Origin of the sequence: Pseudonocardia sp. HH130630-07 (genome assembly GCF_001698125.1) — a bacterium.
In the GTDB taxonomy this organism is placed as follows: domain Bacteria; phylum Actinomycetota; class Actinomycetes; order Mycobacteriales; family Pseudonocardiaceae; genus Pseudonocardia.
This window is the reverse complement of sequence record NZ_CP013854.1, coordinates 717,768-733,563: the sequence shown is the minus strand read 5'-3', so window position 1 is coordinate 733,563 and position 15,796 is coordinate 717,768. Positions and strand designations below refer to the sequence as shown.

Here is a 15,796-nt window from a genome sequence, read left to right as displayed (position 1 = left end):
AACGGTCGTCACCCGTCCATCTCGTCGCGGAGCCGGGCCACCGTCCGGGACAGCAGCCGGGACACGTGCATCTGGGACACGCCCACCTCGTCGGCGATCTCGGACTGGGTCTTGTTGCCGTAGAACCGCAGCAGCAGGATGCGCCGCTCGCGCTCGGGCAGCCGGTCGATCCGCTCGCGCATCTCGGTGCGCAGCGACGCCGTCTCGACGTCGCGGTCGTCCCCGCCGATCCGCTCGCCCAGGCTGGGCTCGCCGTCGGGGCCCGGTTCGTCGAGCGACACCGGGTGGTGGGTCTCCATCGCACCGAGCACGTCGACGACCTCCTCGGTGCTGATGTCCATCTCCTCGGCGAGCTCGCTGGGGCGCGGTGCCCGGCCCAGGCGCTGGGTCAGCACCCCGGTCGCCCGGTTCAGCCCGACACTGCGGTCCTTCAGGTCCCGCGGGACGCGCAGGGCCCAGCTGTGGTCGCGCAGGTAGCGCAGCAGCTCGCCGCGCACGCTCGGTACCAGGAAGCCGAGCGGACCACCGGTCGCCGCGTCCGGGTCGTAGCGGTCGATGGCCCGGATGAGGCCGAGCGTGGCGGCCTGCTCGATGTCGTCGGCGGAGTGCGCGCCGCCCACGTACCGGCGGGAGACGTTGCGGGCCATCGGCAGGAAGGCGCAGATGACGTGGTCGCGCAGCGCCGCCCTGGCCGGGTCGTCGGCGCCCATCCCGGCGAGCCGGCGTAGGTCGGGCTCGAGATCGTCGTAGGCGCGGGGTCCCTCACGACGGCGCGGCACGCGGGGCCGCGGGGTGGGGACGGTCGGTGAAGAGTGCACGGAGGCTCCCGGTGTGGTTCGGGGTCGGACTCCGCTGCAGGCTGAACGGAACCGTCACGTGGACGGCGGGGACCCTCGACCGTACGAACCCGGTGCGGCGGGCCACAAGACCGCCCACCGCACGACCGGCGTCCGCGCGTTCCGGCGCCGGTGCCGGCCGGACCGGAACGGGCCCGGTGCGCAGGCGGAGCCGGGCGCGCAACGCCCGCGTTCGGACCTCCCTGCGTCACACGGCCGGGTGAGCAGGTTTGGGATCGGGCGCACCGGGAAGCCCCGCCCCGGTCCACCCGGCACCGCGAGGAGGTCGTCCCGGTGGCCGTCGAGTGGTCGAGACACCGGCCCCGTTCCCCGAGCACGCACCATCCCTGACGGAGCCGTTGTTGAGTCCCCGGAAACTGCTGTCCCGGGCCGGGTCGTTCCCCGACGACCTGCGCCACCGCATGCGCCTGGCCTGGCGGGCCGGCCTCGCCGCCGCCGCGGCGTGGTACCTGGCCACGCTCGTCCCCGGCGTCATCGGCGACTACCCCTACTACGCGCCGATGGGGGCGCTGCTCGTCTGCTACCCCACGGTGCTCGACTCGCTGCGGCAGAGCCTGCGGGCCCTGTCGGCCACCGCGGCCGGGGTGGGGCTCGGCGCCACCGCCGTGTACGCCGCCGGCGCCGAGTGGTGGGGCGTCGCGCTCGCCGTGGTCGTCGGCATCGGGCTCGGCGCGGTGCCCTACCTGAGCCCGCAGCGCGACACGGTCCCGCTGGCGGCGCTGTTCACGATCCTGGTCGGCGCGGCCGACCCGACCGGCTTCGTCGCCGGTTACCTGGGCCAGACGCTGCTCGGTGTCGCCGTGGGGATCGGCGTCAACGTGGGCCTGCCACCGCCGCCGCAGAACGCGCGGGCCGCCCGGACGGTGGCCCGGCTGCGGGCCGGCATCGCGGGCCACCTGCAGGAGATGGCGGCGGTGCTGGCCGAGCAGTGGCCGCCGGAGCGGGAGGAGTGGATCCGGCACCGGCACGACTTCGAGCCGATGATCGACGCCACCCGGGACGCGGTGGCAGCCGCCGACGCGGGCCGCCGGGCGAACCTGCGTGCGCGGTCCTACCGGATGCGCGGCCAGCAGCTCTACGAGGCGGCCCAGACCCTGGAGCAGCTCGCCGTGCTGGTCCGTGACATCAGCACGGTGCTGGCCCAGACCGCCTGGGCGGAACGGACGGTGCTGGTCCTCGACCCGGAACTTCGGCGACCGGTCGCCGACGCCATGTCGGGTCTCGCCCGGGCGATCGGATCGGCGGACCCGCACGATCTGGCCGGTGACCCGGACGGACCGGCCGACGGGCCGCACGCCACCCACCTGGCAGCGGCGTGGGCGGCACTCGGGCAGGTCACCGAGCGCCTCGACGGCCAGCGCGACGCGGGCTGGGAGGACAGCCTCGCCGCCTCCGGGATCGTCCTGCACCTGCGCCGATGCCTCGACCACGTGCAGAGCGGCCCGACGGTGCGCACCCCCGAGCTGCACCCGGAACCGGCGTGATCCGGGCCCGTGGGTGTGAGACGCCGGCGGGCGGGTACCCCGACCCCATGCCGCACGGTGGGCCCGGGCGCGTCGTCGGCCCAGGTCCTGTCGGTTCAGATCCGGAGCCGGCGGGGCCGAACCCCGACCATCACCCCGAGAGGAGCGGCCGAGGAGTACTCAGGCCCCGGCGGTGACCTCGTAGCCGGCCTCCTCGACGGCGGCCCGGACGTCACCGGGGGCGATGTCGCCGTCCGCGGTGACCGTGACGGCGCCGGTGGGCAGGTCGACGTCGACAGCGGTCACGCCGCCGATCTCACTGATCTCCTCGGTGACGGACGCGACGCAGTGCTCGCAGGTCATGCCGGTGACGGTGTACGTGGCGGTGCTCATGGCGACCTGCCTCCCTGTGGTGTCCGATGTGGGTGTCAGGACCGGACGAGACGCGCGATGGCGGCGCTGGCCTCGTCGAGCTTCTGCTCGGCGACGGGGCCGCCCTCGGCGGCGGCGTCGGCCACGCAGTGCTTGAGGTGCTCGTCGAGCAGGCCGAGCGCGACGGCCTCCAGCGCCTTGTTGACCGCGGCGACCTGGGTCAGCACGTCGATGCAGTACTTGTCCGACTCGATCATCTTGCTGATCCCGCGGACCTGACCCTCGATCCGGCGCATCCGCTTGATGTGCGCATCCTTGTTGTCTGCGTAACCGTGCATCGCGTCCCTCCTCGGTCCCCCCGCGACTATACCGCCGGGGGGTATACCGTTCGAGGGCCGCGGTCAGTCGAACGAGATGTGCACGTGGTCCATGTGGTTGGCGGTCTCGCCGCCCCGGTCCTCCTGGGTCTCCCAGCCGCTGCCGGTGTCGATCCGCTGGCGCCAGATGACGTAGGAGATGCCGAGCGAGTCCTGGTTGGCCATCGCGTACTCGGCCAGCCGGTCGCCGGTGGCGCGGTCGACCATGAAGTCCAGCGCCTTGCCGCTCGGGTGGTCGGAGGCGTTGCCGCGGCTGCCGAGCCCGAGCACCGAGTCGACGCCGAACATGCACCGCAGCTTCTCGCCCGCGGTGGCGACGTTCGCGGCGACCCCCTCCATGCCCTCGGTGCCCGCGGCGCAGGAGCTCGGCCCGGAGCCGGCGGTGCTGCCGGTGCCGTCGCCCGCCGCGCCGGACGTGTCCTCGTCGGGCTCGGGCTCCGCCGCGGTCCGCGCGGCGTCGGCCGCGGCCCGCGCGGCACGGACCTGCTCGTCCCGGACCCGCAGGGCGTCGTCCACGGCACCGGTCGCGGCCCCGACGATCTCGTCGACGTCCACCGGAGGGGGCGGTTCGGCCAGTGCCCGGACCGCACCCGCGGCCACCGCGGGGGTGGCCGGGTCCGCGGCCGGGGTGGGCAGCTCGAAGGCGGCCACGGCGAGTCCGTCCGGCTGCGGGGTGATCGCGCCGAGCGCGACGTGCCCGGCGACCATGCCGCCGCCGGCGAGTGCGGAGGTCAGGATCCCGACCGCGCCGATCGGACGGCGGACGGGGCGGTGCGTGTCGCGGGTGACGACGGTGCGGGACGGCACGGGCCGGCTCGGGGAGCGCCGGAGCCGCGCCGTGCCGCCGGGGGTATGCCTCGGCACGGGGGTCCTTCCTCGGTCGGTGACGGTCGCGCCCGGGAGCCGGGGAGCGTGGGCGCGGGCGTCGCTGGGGATCGACGCCGTTACCGTTCCGAGACCACCGTACGACGGTTCCCGCCGCGATCACGGGGCTCGCGCCCACCGGGCGGCCCCGCGCTGTGAGCGGGGCGCCGAGCCGCGTGGGCTGCGGCGGACGGGGTAACCGGCTCGGCCGGTCAGCCCTCGTCGAGCCAGGCCCGGACCGCGTCGGTGTGCTCACCGACGCCGGGGACGGCGTCCATCCGGGGTGCCCGCCCGGCCATCCCGATCGGCGGCAGCACCGCCCGGACCGGCCCGGCCGGGCTGCCCACCTCGGTCCACCGGTCGCGGGCGAGCAGCTGCGGGTGCTCCAGAACGTCGGTCAGCTCGCGCCGGCGGGCGTGCGCGATCCGGGCGCCGGCCAGCCGGTCGGTCAGCTCCTCGCCGGTCAGCGTGGTGAACACCGCGGCGATCTCGGCGTGCAGCTCCGGGCGGTGCGCCACCCGCCGCCCGCCGGAGTCGAACCGGGGATCGGTCGCGAGCTCCGGCCGGTGCAGGACGTCGGTGCAGAACGCCGCCCACTCCCGCTCGTTCTGCACCGACAGGACGACGTCGGTGTCGTCGCCCGCGGCGAACGTGCCGTACGGGGCGATGGCGGCGTGGCTGGTCCCGGCCCGCGCGGGCGGGGTCCCGCCGTACCCGGCGTAGTAGAGCGGGTACCCCATCCACTCGACGAGCGAGTCGAACAGGCTGACCTCCAGCTCGGTGCCGCGACCGGTGCGTTCGCGCTCGTAGAGCGCGGCGAGGATGCCGCTGAACGCGTACATCCCGGCTCCGATGTCGGCGGCCGGGATGCCGCTCTTGGCCGGGGCGTCCTCGGTCCCGGTGATCGACACCAGGCCCGCCTCGGACTGGACGAGCAGGTCGTAGGCCTTGGCGTCGCGGTACGGCCCGTCCGGGCCGAACCCGGAGATCGAGCAGGTGACGAGCCGCCCGCGGTGCTCGCGCAGCGCCGCGGCACCGAGGCCGAGCCGCTCCGCCGCACCCGGGGCGAAGTTCTGCACGAAGACGTCGGCGCGGTCGAGCAGCCGCAGCACGGTCGCCAGGTCCGCCGGGTCCTTGAGGTCCAGCGCGACCGACTCCTTGGAGCGGTTCAGCCAGACGAAGTGGCTGGACAGCCCGCGCACGGTCTCGTCGTAGCCGCGGGCGAAGTCGCCGGTGCCCGGCCGCTCGATCTTGATCACCCGGGCGCCGAGGTCGGCGAGGTGCCGGGTCGCCAGCGGGGCGGCGACGGCCTGCTCGCAGGAGACGACGAGGATCCCGTCCAGCGGCAGCCCGGTCACTGCAGGCCGCCGTCCTTCGCGGCGTCGACGAACGCCGCGATCCGCCCGTGGTCCTTGACCCCGCGGGCCGACTCGACCCCGCTGGAGACGTCCACCCCCCACGGCCGGACCCGGCGCACGGCGTCCGCGACGGTGTCCGGGCCGAGCCCGCCGGCGAGCAGCCAGCGGCCGTCCGGGCGCCGGTCCATGGCGGCGGCGTCCCAGGTCTCGCCGGACCCGGCGACCGGCGAGTCGAGCAGCAGGACCTCCTCGCCGTAGGCACCGACGCGCAGGTCCGGATCCTGGTCGAGCGAGGTGGCGCGCCAGAGACGGACCGGGACGGCGGCGGCGACGGCGAAGTCCTCCGCGGTGTAGCGCCCGTGCAGCTGCAGCACGTCGGCGCCGATCTCGCGGGTCAGCGCCGCGGCGTCGGCCGCGGTGTGGTCGGCGACGACGACCACCGACAGCACCGACGACGGCACCGCGGCGACCAGGTCCCGTGCCGTCGCCGGGTCGACGTAGCGCGGGCTCGGCGGGTGCACGACCACGCCGATCGCATCGGCACCGGAGTCCACGGCGACCCGGACGTCGGAGGCGGTACGCAGGCCACACACCTTCACGAACACACCGGCGACCCTACGGGCTCAGGTGTCGTAGTCGATCGTGACCTTCTCCGTCACCGGCCGGGCCTGGCAGGTGAGGACGAACCCGGCGGCGACCTCGTCGTCCTCCAGTGCGTAGTTGCGGCGCATCTCCACCTCGCCGCCGGTCACCCGGGCCCGGCAGGTCCCGCAGACCCCGCCCTTGCAGGCGAACGGCAGATCGCCGCGGACCTTCTGGGCGGCGTCGAGCACCGCCTCGTCACGGGGGAGCGACAGCGTGGTCGACCGCCCGTCGAGGACGACGGTGACCTCGCTGGCGGAGCCGTCCGCGGGGGCGGTCCGCTCCGGCCGGTGCGGTTCGGGCGGGGGCTCGTCGACGTGGAAGAGCTCGCGGTGCACCTGCCCGCGCGGCACACCGAGTCCGGCGAGCACGGTGCGGGCGTCCTCGGTCATGCCCAGCGGGCCGCACAGCCACCACTCGTCGACGCCGTCGACGTCCACCAGGGCGGTCAGCAGCGCGCGCAACCGGCCGGCGTCCAGGCGGCCGCCCACGATCTCGACCTCGGTGGGCTCCCGGGACAGCACGTGCACCAGGTGCAGGCGTGGGCCGTAGCGGTTCTTGAGGTCGGCGATCTCCTCGGTGAACATGACGGTGTCGGTGCGCCGGTTGCCGTAGACCAGGGTGACCCGGGTGTCCGCGTGCGCGGTGAGCAGCGACGCGGCGATCGACAGCACCGGCGTGATGCCGGACCCGGCGGCGATGAGGCCGTGGTGGGTGCCGGCGGCGAGCTCCGGGGTGAAGCCCCCGGACGGCGGGCCGACCTCGACGACGTCGCCCGGCGCCACCCGGTCGACCAGCCACTCGGAGAACAGGCCCCCGTCCACCCGGCGCACGCCGACCCGCGGCGCGGACCCGGCCGGGGCGCAGATCGAGTAGGACCGGCGTTCCTCCCCGGCGTCCGTGCGGGTGCGCAGGGTCAGGTACTGGCCGGGCCGGAACGCGTAGTGCGCGCGCAGGTCGTCCGGCACGTCGAAGGTGACGGCCACCGCGTCGTCGCACAGCCTGTCCACATCGGACACGACGAGCCGGTGGAAGCCGGGCGCGGCGTCCGGGGTGTCCGCGGCGAGCAGGGCGTCGATCTCGTCGTCCAGCTCGAGCGTGCTGCGCCCGGCCGCCCGGTTGGCCCTGGCCTGCCAGGCGGCGCCGCGACGACGGGCGGCCGGCTCGGCCATCAGATCTCCTTCATGTGTTCGAACGGCTCCCGGCAGGTGGTGCAGCGGCGCAGCGCGGTGCACGCGGTCGGGCCGAAGCGCGACAGCTCCTCGGTGGCCGGTGACCCGCACTGCGGGCAGCGTACGGCCGTCCGGGGTGCGTCGAGGGTGAGCGGGACCGGGCCCGGCGCGGGCCGCGGCGCCGAGCCGGGCGGGGCGATCCCGGCCTCGGCGAGCTTGCGCCGGCCGGACTCGCTGATCCAGTCGGTGCTCCAGGCCGGGGCGAACACCGTGCGCACCTCGACCGGCCCGTACCCGGCCTCGGTGAGGCCGCGGGAGATGTCGGTCCGCATCTCCTCGACCGCCGGGCAGCCGGAGTAGGTCGGGGTGATCGTCACCGTCACGCCCGCGCCGGACTCGGTCACTGAGCGGACGACGCCCAGGTCGTCGAGGGTGAGCATCGGCATCTCGGGATCGGTGACCCGGGCGACGACCGCGCGGGCCCCGGTCACCACGTCGCCCCCGGGTGCCTCCGGGCCAGGCTCTGCAGCACGGCGAGCGCGGGCTCCAGGTGTTCGGTGTGCAGGCCGTCGCGCCCGCCGCGGCCCCCGACGGTGCCCATCGGCGGGACGTCGGGACGGGTGAGCGTGGCCCGGGCGAGCACCTGGTCGAGGACGGTGTGCACCTCGTCGCGGGTGGTCGCCGGGTCGACCGCGACACCGGCGTCGACCAGCCGCCGCTCGACCGCGCTGGTCCGGAACAGCTCGTCGAGGAACGGCCACACCCGCTCCAGCGCGTCCTGCATCCGGGTGTGCGAGACGGGCGTGCCGTCGCCGAGGCGCAGCGTCCAGCGGGCGGCGTGGTCGCGGTGGTAGGTGACCTCCTTGACCCCCTTCGCCGCGACGGCGGCGAGCACCGGGTCGGCCGAGGCCTGCAACCGGTGCAGCAGGGCGAGCCGCCAGGAGGAGAACACCAGCAGCCGGGCGATGCACCGGGCGAAGTCCAGGTCGTCGGACGGCTCGGCGAGCGCGACGCAGCGGAAACCGGAGCCGTCGCGGCGGTAGGCGAGCGCGTCCTCGTCGGTACCCAGCAGGTGCCCGGCGCGGGCCAGCAGCACCCTGGCCTGGCCGAGCAGGTCGAGCGCGGTGTTGGCGAGCGCGACCTCCTCCTCCAGCTCGGGGGCGTTCGAGACCCACTCGGTGAGGCGGTGGCTGACGAGCAGCGCGTCGTCGCCCAGCATCAGGCAGTACGCCGCCAGATCGGCCGGGTCGGCGCCGCCGGGGACCGGGGCGGTGAGGTCCGCCTCGACCTCGTCGAAACCGGAGCCGAACGCCCAGCGCGGGTCGTCGGAGTCCTCGGTGAGGGCGTCGTAGACGTTCCCGGTCACAGGTGCGGCACCTCCTCCGGGATCGCGTAGAACGTGGGGTGCCGGTAGATCTTGTCCGCGCTCGGGGCGAAGAACGGGTCCTTCTCGTCCGGGCTGGACGCGGCGATCGCGTCCGCCCGCACCACCCAGATCGAGACGCCCTCGTTACGGCGGGTGTAGACGTCGCGCGCGTTGTGCAGGGCCATCTCGTCGTCGGCGGCGTGCAGGGAGCCGACGTGCACGTGGTTGAGCCCGCGCTTGCCGCGTACGAACACCTCGTAGAGCGGCCAGGCCCGGCGGCTCGGCCGCTCGCCGGAGCCGGTCTCGACCCCCGTCGTCGGGACGGCGCCGTGGCCGCCCTCCGCGGTCATGTCCTGCTCGCTCACGACCGTGCCCCCCGTGCGTCCTGCTTGTCCGCGTACGCCCGGGCCGCCTCGCGCACCCAGGCACCGTTCTCGTGGGCACGCCGCCGGTGGGCGAGCCGCTGCCGGTTCGCCGGCCCCGCCCCGGAGACGACGGCCTGGAACTCCGACCAGTCCGGCTCGCCGAAGTCGTGCGCGCCGCGCTCGCCGTTCCAGCGCAGGTCGGGGTCGGGGAGCGTCACGCCCAGGGCCGCGGCCTGCGGGACGGTCATGTCGACGAACCGCTGGCGCAGCTCGTCGTTGGTGTGCCGCTTGATGCCCCAGGCCATCGACTGCCGGGTGTTGGGGGAGGCGCCGTCGGCCGGGCCGAACATCATCAGCGACGGCCACCACCACCGGTCCGTGGCCTCCTGCACCATGGCCCGCTGCTCCTCGGTGCCGTTCATCAGCGCGAGCAGCGACTCGTAGCCCTGCCGCTGGTGGAACGACTCCTCCTTGCAGATGCGGATCATCGCCCGGGCGTACGGGCCGTAGGAGCAGCGGCACAGCGGCACCTGGTTCGCGATCGCCGCGCCGTCGACCAGCCAGCCGATCACGCCGATGTCCGCCCAGCTCAGCGTGGGGTAGTTGAAGATCGACGAGTACTTCTGCCGGCCCTCGATCAGCTTCTCGGTGAGCTCCTCGCGGTCCACCCCGAGGGTCTCGGCCGCGGCGTAGAGGTACATGCCGTGGCCCGCCTCGTCCTGCACCTTGGCCAGGAGGATCGCCCGGCGCCGCAGGGACGGGGCGCGGAGCAGCCAGTTCCCCTCCGGCTGCATCCCGATGATCTCCGAGTGCGCGTGCTGGGCGATCTGGCGGATCAGCGTGCGCCGGTAGGCCTCGGGCATCCAGTCCCTCGGCTCGATCCGGCGGTCCGCCGCGATGGTCGCGGCGAAGCGCTCCTCCAGCTCCGCCTCGGATGGCGCGGTGCTCGTCACGGGACACCTCCGTACCGAACGTACCGAATGTTCGTTCGGCTGTCAGTGTGGCTCAGCCTCCCGCCGCCCGCAACCCCGCCATCGGCCGTTGCGTTCTGGTCGCGACGATCGCCCGGGCGTACCGCTCGACGATCGGGTGGAACCGGCTCCGGTGGCGGTGCCGTCCAAGGGGCATGGATGTCTCCAGGCCCTTCGTGGGGGCGGACGCGGTCCGGGACGGTCTGCTGACCCGGGCGGAGTTACGCGGGCCCCGGTTCCGTCGACTGTTGAGAGGAGTGCACGTACTCGCCGGCACCGAGCCGACCTACCTGCAGCTGTGTGAGGCCGCCGCCCTCGCCGTGGGTGCTCGGCACCGGGCCGGCGCCGAGCCGGTGATCACCCGGGGTGTTCTGGCCGGTTGGTCGGCGGCGGAGATGCTCGGCGCGGACTGTGCGCCACGTGGGGTTCCCGCGGAGGTGCTGGTCCCGGGAGGGAGCCGCCGGGTGCAGGAGGGCCTGCGGGTCCATCGTGGCGGTGTCCGTCCGGACGAGGTGGCCGGCGGTGTGCGGATTCCGGTCCCAGGGAGCCGGCACCGGTTCGTGCCCGGCCACACCGTGCTGGTGACGACGGCGCTGCGGACCGCGTTCGACCTGGCGCGCCGCGAGGAGCGGGACCCGGCCGTCGTCGCGCTCGACGCTCTCGCGAGGGTCGGTGGCTTCGCCCCGGACGCGGTGCTCGGGCTCGCCGCCCGGCACCCCGGCGTCCGGGGCGTTCGCAGGCTCGCAGCGGTCGTGGCGCTGGCCGACCCACTCGCCGAGTCCCCGATGGAGTCCAGGACCCGGCTCGCCCTGCACGACGGCGGGCTCCCCGCGCCGGTGTCGCAGTACCCGGTCGGGCCGTACCGGATCGATCTCGCCTACCCGCGGTTCCGGCTCGGCATCGAGTACGACGGCCGTCACCACCTCACCCCGTCCCGTGCCCGGGCGGACCTGGAGCGCCAGCAGTACCTGAGCGTCCGCGGCTGGCACATCCTCCGCCCGGAGGCCCCCGAGGTCCTCCACCGCCCGGCCCACCTGGCAGGTCGGGTGCGCTACCTCATCGAGCGTCACGCAGCGGCTCCGGCGTGAACCCGTACGCAACGCCCACCGGTCAGTTCGGGGGGACGATACCGGTGAAGGCGGCCCGGACCACGTCGTCGGGGAGGGTGCCGTTGCCGGGGCGGTACCACTCGACCATCGAGTTGACCAGGCCGGACAGCAGGCGCGCGGCCAGGGCCGGGTCGACGTCGGACCGGACCTCCCCGGCCTCCACCGCCTGCCGGACGATCCCGGTGACCACCCCGTCGAACGCCCGGCGGCGCTCCAGGGCCCAGCGCTCGGTCTCGGTGTTCCCGCGGACCCGCAGCAGCAGGGTCACGTAGGGCAGCTCGGCCATCAGCACCCCGACCTGCTCGCCGACGATCACCCGGAGCCGGTCCGACGGGGAGCCCTCCCGGGCGCCGGGCAGGTCCAGGACGCCGAACAGGCCGTCGACGGCGCGCTCCAGTGCGGCCCGCAGCAACGCCTCCTTGCCGGCGAAGTGGTGGTAGAACGACGACTTCGTGATCCCGGCCGCGCGGGACAGGTCCTCCATCGACGTCGCGTCGTAGCCCCGGGCGTTGAACTCGCCGACCGCGGTCTCGAGGAGCTGGTCGCGGCCGCCGCTCGGGCGCCGCGCCCGGCGGACCGGCGCGGTGCTCATCGGCCCTCGAAGGTCGGCGTCCGCTTGGCGACGAACGCCTCGACGGCGCCGCGGTGGTCCGCGGTCGTGGCCAGCCGGACCTGGGCGTCGGCCTCGTGCTCCAGCACGGCGGGCAGCTCGTTGACCGCGCCGAACCGGATCGCGCTCTTCACCTCGGCGTAGGCCCGGGTCGGACCGGTGGCCAGCGTGCGGGCGAGCACCAGTGCGGACTCCAGCAGGTCCGGGCCGTCGACGACGTCGCGGACCAGGCCCCAGTCCCGGGCGTCCTCGGCGGTGAACCGCTCGCCGAGCAGCAGCAGCTCGGTCGCCCGGGAGACGCCGACGGCGTGTGCGAGGCTCGCCGACAGGCCGCTGTCGGCGGAGAGCCCGATCCCGGTGAACGCCGTGCCGAACGTCGCCCCGGCGGCGGCCACCCGCAGGTCGGCGGCGAGCGCCAGCCCCAGGCCGGCGCCGACACAGGGGCCGTTGATCGCCGCCACGACCGGCTTCGGGGTCCCGGACAGCGCCAGCACCAGCGGGTTGTAGTGCTCCCGCACGGTGTCCAGCGCGGTCCCGGCGTCCGCCCGGAGCGCGGCGGCGTGCTCGCCGAGGTCCTGCCCGACGCAGAACGCCCGCCCGGACCCGGTGAGCACCACGGCACGCACGGACTCGTCCCCGGCGACCCCGGCGACCGCGGTCAGCAACGTCTCCTTGAGGTCGACGGAGAGCGCGTTGTAGGTCGCGGGCCGGTTCAGCGTCAGCACCGCGACGGCGGGATCGACGGTGTCGCGGTCGACGAGCACTGCGGGGTCGGAGTCGGCCATCGGGCCAGCCTAGCCGCCGACCGAACGGTCGGTCATGTCCGAGTGCTGGCCGCCCGGGGCCGCCGATGCTAGGTTCAGCCGAACGAACGGTCGGTTCATTGACGAACGACGGAGGTCCTGTCGATGCCCCAGTCCAGTACCCCGGTGCTCCGCAGCCATCTCGCCGGATCCTGGTGCACCGGCTCCGGGGACGGGCGCCCGCTGCACGACGCGGTGACCGGAGCGGAGATCGCGCGGATCTCCGCGGACGGCCTCGACCTCGGTGCGGCGCTCGACCACGGACGGCGCACCGGCGGCCCGGCCCTGCGCGAGCTCACCTTCCACCAGCGTGCCGCGCTGCTCAAGGCCCTCGGCCAGCACCTGCGCGAGCACCGCGACGAGCTCTACGCCGTCTCGGCCCGCACGGGCGCGACGCTCGCCGACTCGCGGTTCGACGTCGACGGGGGCATCGGCGTCCTGCTCGCGTACGCCTCGAAGGCCAAGCGCGAGCTGCCCGCCGACACCGTGTTCGTCGAGGGCGCCGTGGAGCCGCTGGGCCGCGGCGGCACGTTCCTCGGCCAGCACGTGCTCACCCCCCGCCACGGGGTCGCGGTGCAGGTCAACGCGTTCAACTTCCCGGTGTGGGGTCCGTTGGAGAAGCTGGCGCCCGCCTTCCTCGCCGGCGTGCCGACGCTGATCAAGCCCGCGTCGCCCACGGCGTTCCTGACCGCGCGGCTGGTGGAGCTGATCGTCGGCTCCGGGCTGCTCCCGGACGGGGCGGTGCAGTTCGTCGCCGGCTCGCTGGGCGACGCGTTCGAGCACCTCACCGGCCAGGACCTGGTCTCCTTCACCGGGTCCGCGGCGACCGCGCAGACCCTGCGCAGCCACCCGTCCATCGTCCGCAACGCGGTCCGGTTCTCCGCCGAGGCCGACTCGCTGAACCTGGCCGCGCTCGGTCCGGACGCCGGTCCGGGGACGCCGGAGTTCGACCTGTTCGTCAGGGCCCTGAGCACCGAGATGACGGTGAAGGCCGGCCAGAAGTGCACGGCGATCCGGCGCGCGTTCGTGCCGCGCGAGCACGTCGACGCCGTGGTCGGTGCGGTGTCGGAGCGGTTGGCCCGGGTCGTGGTCGGCGCACCGGACGCCGAGGGCGTCACGATGGGCGCCCTGGCGAGCCTCGACCAGCGCGAGGAGGTCCGGCGCAGCATCAAGGCCCTGCAGGGCGCCGGCCGGATCGTGTCCGGCGACCCGGACCGGGTGGCGGTGACCGGTGCCGACGCCGACCGGGGCGCCTTCGTCTCCCCGCTGCTGCTGCTCGGCGACCCCGACCACGCCGCGCCGCACGAGGTCGAGGCGTTCGGCCCGGTCGCCACCGTCCTGCCGTACGACGGCACCGCGCAGCTCGTCGAGTACGCGGCCCGCGGCCAGGGCTCGCTGGCCGGGTCCGTGGTGAGCGCCGACCCGGGGTTCGTCCGGGACGTCGTGCTCGGCATCGCCCCGTTCCACGGCCGCGTGCACGTGCTCAACGCCCGCGACGCCGCCGAGTCCACCGGGCACGGGTCCCCGCTGCCGCAGCTGGTGCACGGCGGTCCGGGCCGCGCCGGTGGCGGCGAGGAGATGGGCGGGATCCGCGGCGTCCTGCACCACATGCAGCGCACCGCCGTCCAGGCCGACCCCGACTCGCTCGCCGCGATCACCGGCCGCTGGGTGGCCGGGGCCCGGCGGCACGACGACGGTGTCCACCCGTTCCGCAAGCACCTCGAGGAGCTGCGGCCGGGGGACAGCCTCGTCGCCGGCCCGCGCCGGGTCACCCAGGGCGACGTGGAGCACTTCGCCGAGTTCACCGGAGACACCTTCTACGCCCACACCGACGAGGCGGCCGCCGCGGCCAACCCGCTGTTCGGGCAGCGGGTCGCGCACGGCTACCTCGTCGTGTCACTGGCGGCGGGCCTGTTCGTCGATCCGGACCCCGGCCCGGTGCTGGCGAACTTCGGCGTCGACGGGCTGCGGTTCCTCACCCCGGTCCGCTTCGACGACGAGCTCACGGTGACGCTGACCTGCAAGCAGATCACCCCGCGCCAGTCCGCGGACCACGGCGAGGTCCGCTGGGACGCCGACGTGACCCGCCAGGACGGCGAGTCTGTCGCCCGCTACGACGTGCTGACCCTGGTGGCGAAGCGATGAGCACGGCGACCGGGGACGCACCGGCCGCGGAGCTGCTGGACCCGGCCGAGCGGATGTCGCTCGACGAGCTGCGCGCGCTGCAGCTGCAGCGTCTGCAGTGGACACTGCGGCACGCCTACACCCGGGTCCCGCACTACCGGGCGGCCTTCGACGCGCACGGTGTGCACCCCGACGACTGCCGCGAGCTCGCCGACATCGCGAAGTTCCCCACGACCACGAAGGCCGACCTGCGCGAGAGCTACCCGTTCGGCATGTTCGCCGTGCCCCGGGAGCAGATCGCGCGGATTCACGCCTCGTCCGGGACGACCGGGCGGCCGACCGTCGTCGGGTACACCGCGGGCGACGTCGACAACTGGGCGACGCTGGTGGCCCGCTCGATCCGGGCGGCGGGCGGGCGCCCGGGGCACCGGGTGCACGTCGCGTACGGGTACGGGCTGTTCACCGGCGGGCTGGGCGCGCACTACGGCGCGGAGAAGCTCGGCGCGACCGTCATCCCGATGTCCGGCGGGATGACCCCGCGCCAGGTGCAGCTCATCGTCGACTTCCAGCCCGAGATCATCATGCTGACGCCGAGCTACATGCTCACCCTGATCGACGAGTTCGAGCGCCGCGGCGTCGACCCGCGCAGCACCGCTCTGCAGGTCGGGATCTTCGGCGCCGAGCCGTGGAGCGAGCGGATGCGCACCGAGATCGAGGAACGTACCGGCATCCACGCCGTCGACATCTACGGGCTCTCGGAGGTCATGGGACCCGGCGTGTCGCAGGAGTGCGTGGAGACCAAGGACGGCCTGCACGTCTGGGAGGACCACTTCCTGCCCGAGGTCGTCGACCCGCTCGACGGCACGTCGCTGCCCGACGGCGAGGAGGGCGAGCTGCTGTTCACCAGCCTCACCAAGGAGGGGCTGCCGATCATCCGCTACCGCACCCGGGACCTGACGACGCTGCTGCCGGGCACCGCGCGTCCGCAGATGCGCCGGATGGCGAGGGTGACCGGCCGGTCCGACGACCTGATCATCCTGCGCGGGGTGAACGTCTTCCCGACCCAGATCGAGGAGATCGTCCTGCGCACCCCGGGGTGCGCGCCGCACTTCCAGCTGGTGCTGACCACCGAGGGCCGGATGGACGCGCTCGCGGTGCGGGTCGAGGCCCGCCCGGACGCGCCGGCCGAGCGTCGCGAGCGCGCGGCCGCGGACCTGGTGCGGGCGGTCAAGGAGGCCGTCGGCGTCACGGTGACCTGCGAGATCGTCGATCCGGAGACGCTGGAACGGTCGGTCGGCAAGCTGCAGCGGCTCCGGGATCTCCGGGAGCCGCGCGCCTGACCG

At 74.6% G+C, this 15,796-nt stretch carries 17 protein-coding genes; 4 read left to right on the top strand and 13 right to left on the bottom strand.

Features of this window, described 5'->3' with window-relative positions; translation table 11 throughout:
• Positions 1-8 precede the first annotated feature (8 nt).
• Positions 9-818: a sigma-70 family RNA polymerase sigma factor gene (locus AFB00_RS03540; protein ID WP_156819355.1), complete on the bottom strand. Its 810-nt coding sequence runs from the start codon at positions 816-818 to the stop codon at positions 9-11.
• Between the two features lie 380 nt (positions 819-1,198).
• On the opposite strand from AFB00_RS03540, the gene AFB00_RS03535 reads away from it, so the two are divergent.
• Positions 1,199-2,341, top strand: a complete 1,143-nt coding sequence (locus tag AFB00_RS03535; protein WP_156819354.1) for an FUSC family protein — start codon at positions 1,199-1,201, stop codon at positions 2,339-2,341.
• Positions 2,342-2,500: 159 nt separating this feature from the next.
• On the opposite strand, the gene AFB00_RS03530 is transcribed toward AFB00_RS03535, so the two are convergent.
• The 10 genes from AFB00_RS03530 to paaA form a co-directional block, all read right to left on the bottom strand.
• Positions 2,501-2,713, bottom strand: a complete 213-nt coding sequence (locus AFB00_RS03530; RefSeq protein WP_068796018.1) for a heavy-metal-associated domain-containing protein — start codon at positions 2,711-2,713, stop codon at positions 2,501-2,503.
• Positions 2,714-2,748: 35 nt separating this feature from the next.
• A complete protein-coding gene (locus tag AFB00_RS03525) occupies positions 2,749-3,030 on the bottom strand; it encodes a metal-sensitive transcriptional regulator (protein ID WP_068796017.1) in 282 nt (93 codons plus the stop codon).
• 63 nt (positions 3,031-3,093) lie between these two features.
• Complete coding sequence (locus tag AFB00_RS34575; protein ID WP_231974203.1) at positions 3,094-3,933, bottom strand: hypothetical protein; 840 nt, start codon at positions 3,931-3,933, stop codon at positions 3,094-3,096.
• 212 nt (positions 3,934-4,145) lie between these two features.
• Positions 4,146-5,291, bottom strand: coding sequence for a CaiB/BaiF CoA transferase family protein (locus tag AFB00_RS03515; RefSeq protein ID WP_068796015.1), 1,146 nt, complete (start codon positions 5,289-5,291; stop codon positions 4,146-4,148).
• A complete protein-coding gene (locus AFB00_RS03510; RefSeq protein WP_068796014.1) occupies positions 5,288-5,896 on the bottom strand; it encodes a phosphoribosylanthranilate isomerase in 609 nt (202 codons plus the stop codon). The genes AFB00_RS03515 and AFB00_RS03510 overlap by 4 nt, the downstream gene beginning before the upstream one ends.
• A gap of 18 nt (positions 5,897-5,914) precedes the next feature.
• Positions 5,915-7,105 carry a 1,2-phenylacetyl-CoA epoxidase subunit PaaE gene (gene paaE, locus AFB00_RS03505; protein WP_083275236.1) on the bottom strand — a complete coding sequence of 397 codons (1,191 nt, stop codon included), beginning with the start codon at positions 7,103-7,105 and terminating at the stop codon, positions 5,915-5,917.
• A complete protein-coding gene (gene paaD, locus AFB00_RS03500) occupies positions 7,105-7,551 on the bottom strand; it encodes a 1,2-phenylacetyl-CoA epoxidase subunit PaaD (RefSeq protein ID WP_231974393.1) in 447 nt (148 codons plus the stop codon). Before paaD ends, paaE begins: the two co-directional genes overlap by 1 nt.
• 41 nt (positions 7,552-7,592) lie before the next feature.
• Positions 7,593-8,471, bottom strand: a complete 879-nt coding sequence (gene paaC, locus AFB00_RS03495) for a 1,2-phenylacetyl-CoA epoxidase subunit PaaC (protein ID WP_068796012.1) — start codon at positions 8,469-8,471, stop codon at positions 7,593-7,595.
• The gene (gene paaB, locus AFB00_RS03490; RefSeq protein WP_068799976.1) at positions 8,468-8,821 is read right to left on the bottom strand and encodes a 1,2-phenylacetyl-CoA epoxidase subunit PaaB; all 354 of its coding nucleotides are present in this window, start codon (positions 8,819-8,821) and stop codon (positions 8,468-8,470) included. The genes paaC and paaB overlap by 4 nt, the downstream gene beginning before the upstream one ends.
• Positions 8,822-8,832: 11 nt before the next feature.
• Positions 8,833-9,789 (bottom strand): 1,2-phenylacetyl-CoA epoxidase subunit PaaA, encoded by a 957-nt coding sequence (paaA, locus tag AFB00_RS03485; protein WP_068796011.1) that lies wholly within the window; start codon positions 9,787-9,789, stop codon positions 8,833-8,835.
• Positions 9,790-10,064: 275 nt separating this feature from the next.
• Here paaA and AFB00_RS03480 point away from each other — a divergent pair, with 275 nt between their 5' ends.
• On the top strand, positions 10,065-10,895 hold the full coding sequence (locus AFB00_RS03480) for a DUF559 domain-containing protein (RefSeq protein WP_083275235.1): 831 nt from the start codon (positions 10,065-10,067) through the stop codon (positions 10,893-10,895).
• A 22-nt stretch (positions 10,896-10,917) separates the two neighbouring features.
• Here AFB00_RS03480 and AFB00_RS03475 read toward each other — a convergent pair whose 3' ends face one another.
• A complete protein-coding gene (locus AFB00_RS03475) occupies positions 10,918-11,508 on the bottom strand; it encodes a TetR/AcrR family transcriptional regulator (RefSeq protein ID WP_068796009.1) in 591 nt (196 codons plus the stop codon).
• On the bottom strand, positions 11,505-12,311 hold the full coding sequence (locus AFB00_RS03470) for an enoyl-CoA hydratase/isomerase family protein (protein ID WP_068796008.1): 807 nt from the start codon (positions 12,309-12,311) through the stop codon (positions 11,505-11,507). Before AFB00_RS03470 ends, AFB00_RS03475 begins: the two co-directional genes overlap by 4 nt.
• A 123-nt stretch (positions 12,312-12,434) precedes the next feature.
• Between AFB00_RS03470 and paaZ the strand changes: the two genes are divergently transcribed.
• Both paaZ and paaK read left to right on the top strand, forming a co-directional pair.
• Positions 12,435-14,474, top strand: coding sequence for a phenylacetic acid degradation bifunctional protein PaaZ (gene paaZ, locus AFB00_RS03465; protein ID WP_068796007.1), 2,040 nt, complete (start codon positions 12,435-12,437; stop codon positions 14,472-14,474).
• Complete coding sequence (paaK, locus tag AFB00_RS03460; protein WP_068796006.1) at positions 14,471-15,793, top strand: phenylacetate--CoA ligase PaaK; 1,323 nt, start codon at positions 14,471-14,473, stop codon at positions 15,791-15,793. Before paaZ ends, paaK begins: the two co-directional genes overlap by 4 nt.
• The last annotated feature ends 3 nt before the right edge of the window (positions 15,794-15,796 follow it).

What these genes read in the sequence shown, in the direction of transcription:
- AFB00_RS03530 (WP_068796018.1), bottom strand. Translation starts at nt 2,713, where the DNA reads ATGAGCACCGCCACGTACACCGTCACCGGCATGACCTGCGAGCACTGC.
- AFB00_RS03525 (WP_068796017.1), bottom strand. Translation starts at nt 3,030, where the DNA reads ATGCACGGTTACGCAGACAACAAGGATGCGCACATCAAGCGGATGCGC.
- paaE (WP_083275236.1), bottom strand. Translation starts at nt 7,105, where the DNA reads ATGGCCGAGCCGGCCGCCCGTCGTCGCGGCGCCGCCTGGCAGGCCAGG.
- paaD (WP_231974393.1), bottom strand. Translation starts at nt 7,551, where the DNA reads ATGCCGATGCTCACCCTCGACGACCTGGGCGTCGTCCGCTCAGTGACC.
- paaB (WP_068799976.1), bottom strand. Translation starts at nt 8,821, where the DNA reads ATGACCGCGGAGGGCGGCCACGGCGCCGTCCCGACGACGGGGGTCGAG.
- AFB00_RS03475 (WP_068796009.1), bottom strand. Translation starts at nt 11,508, where the DNA reads ATGAGCACCGCGCCGGTCCGCCGGGCGCGGCGCCCGAGCGGCGGCCGC.
- AFB00_RS03470 (WP_068796008.1), bottom strand. Translation starts at nt 12,311, where the DNA reads ATGGCCGACTCCGACCCCGCAGTGCTCGTCGACCGCGACACCGTCGAT.
- paaZ (WP_068796007.1), top strand. Translation starts at nt 12,435, where the DNA reads ATGCCCCAGTCCAGTACCCCGGTGCTCCGCAGCCATCTCGCCGGATCC.
- paaK (WP_068796006.1), top strand. Translation starts at nt 14,471, where the DNA reads ATGAGCACGGCGACCGGGGACGCACCGGCCGCGGAGCTGCTGGACCCG.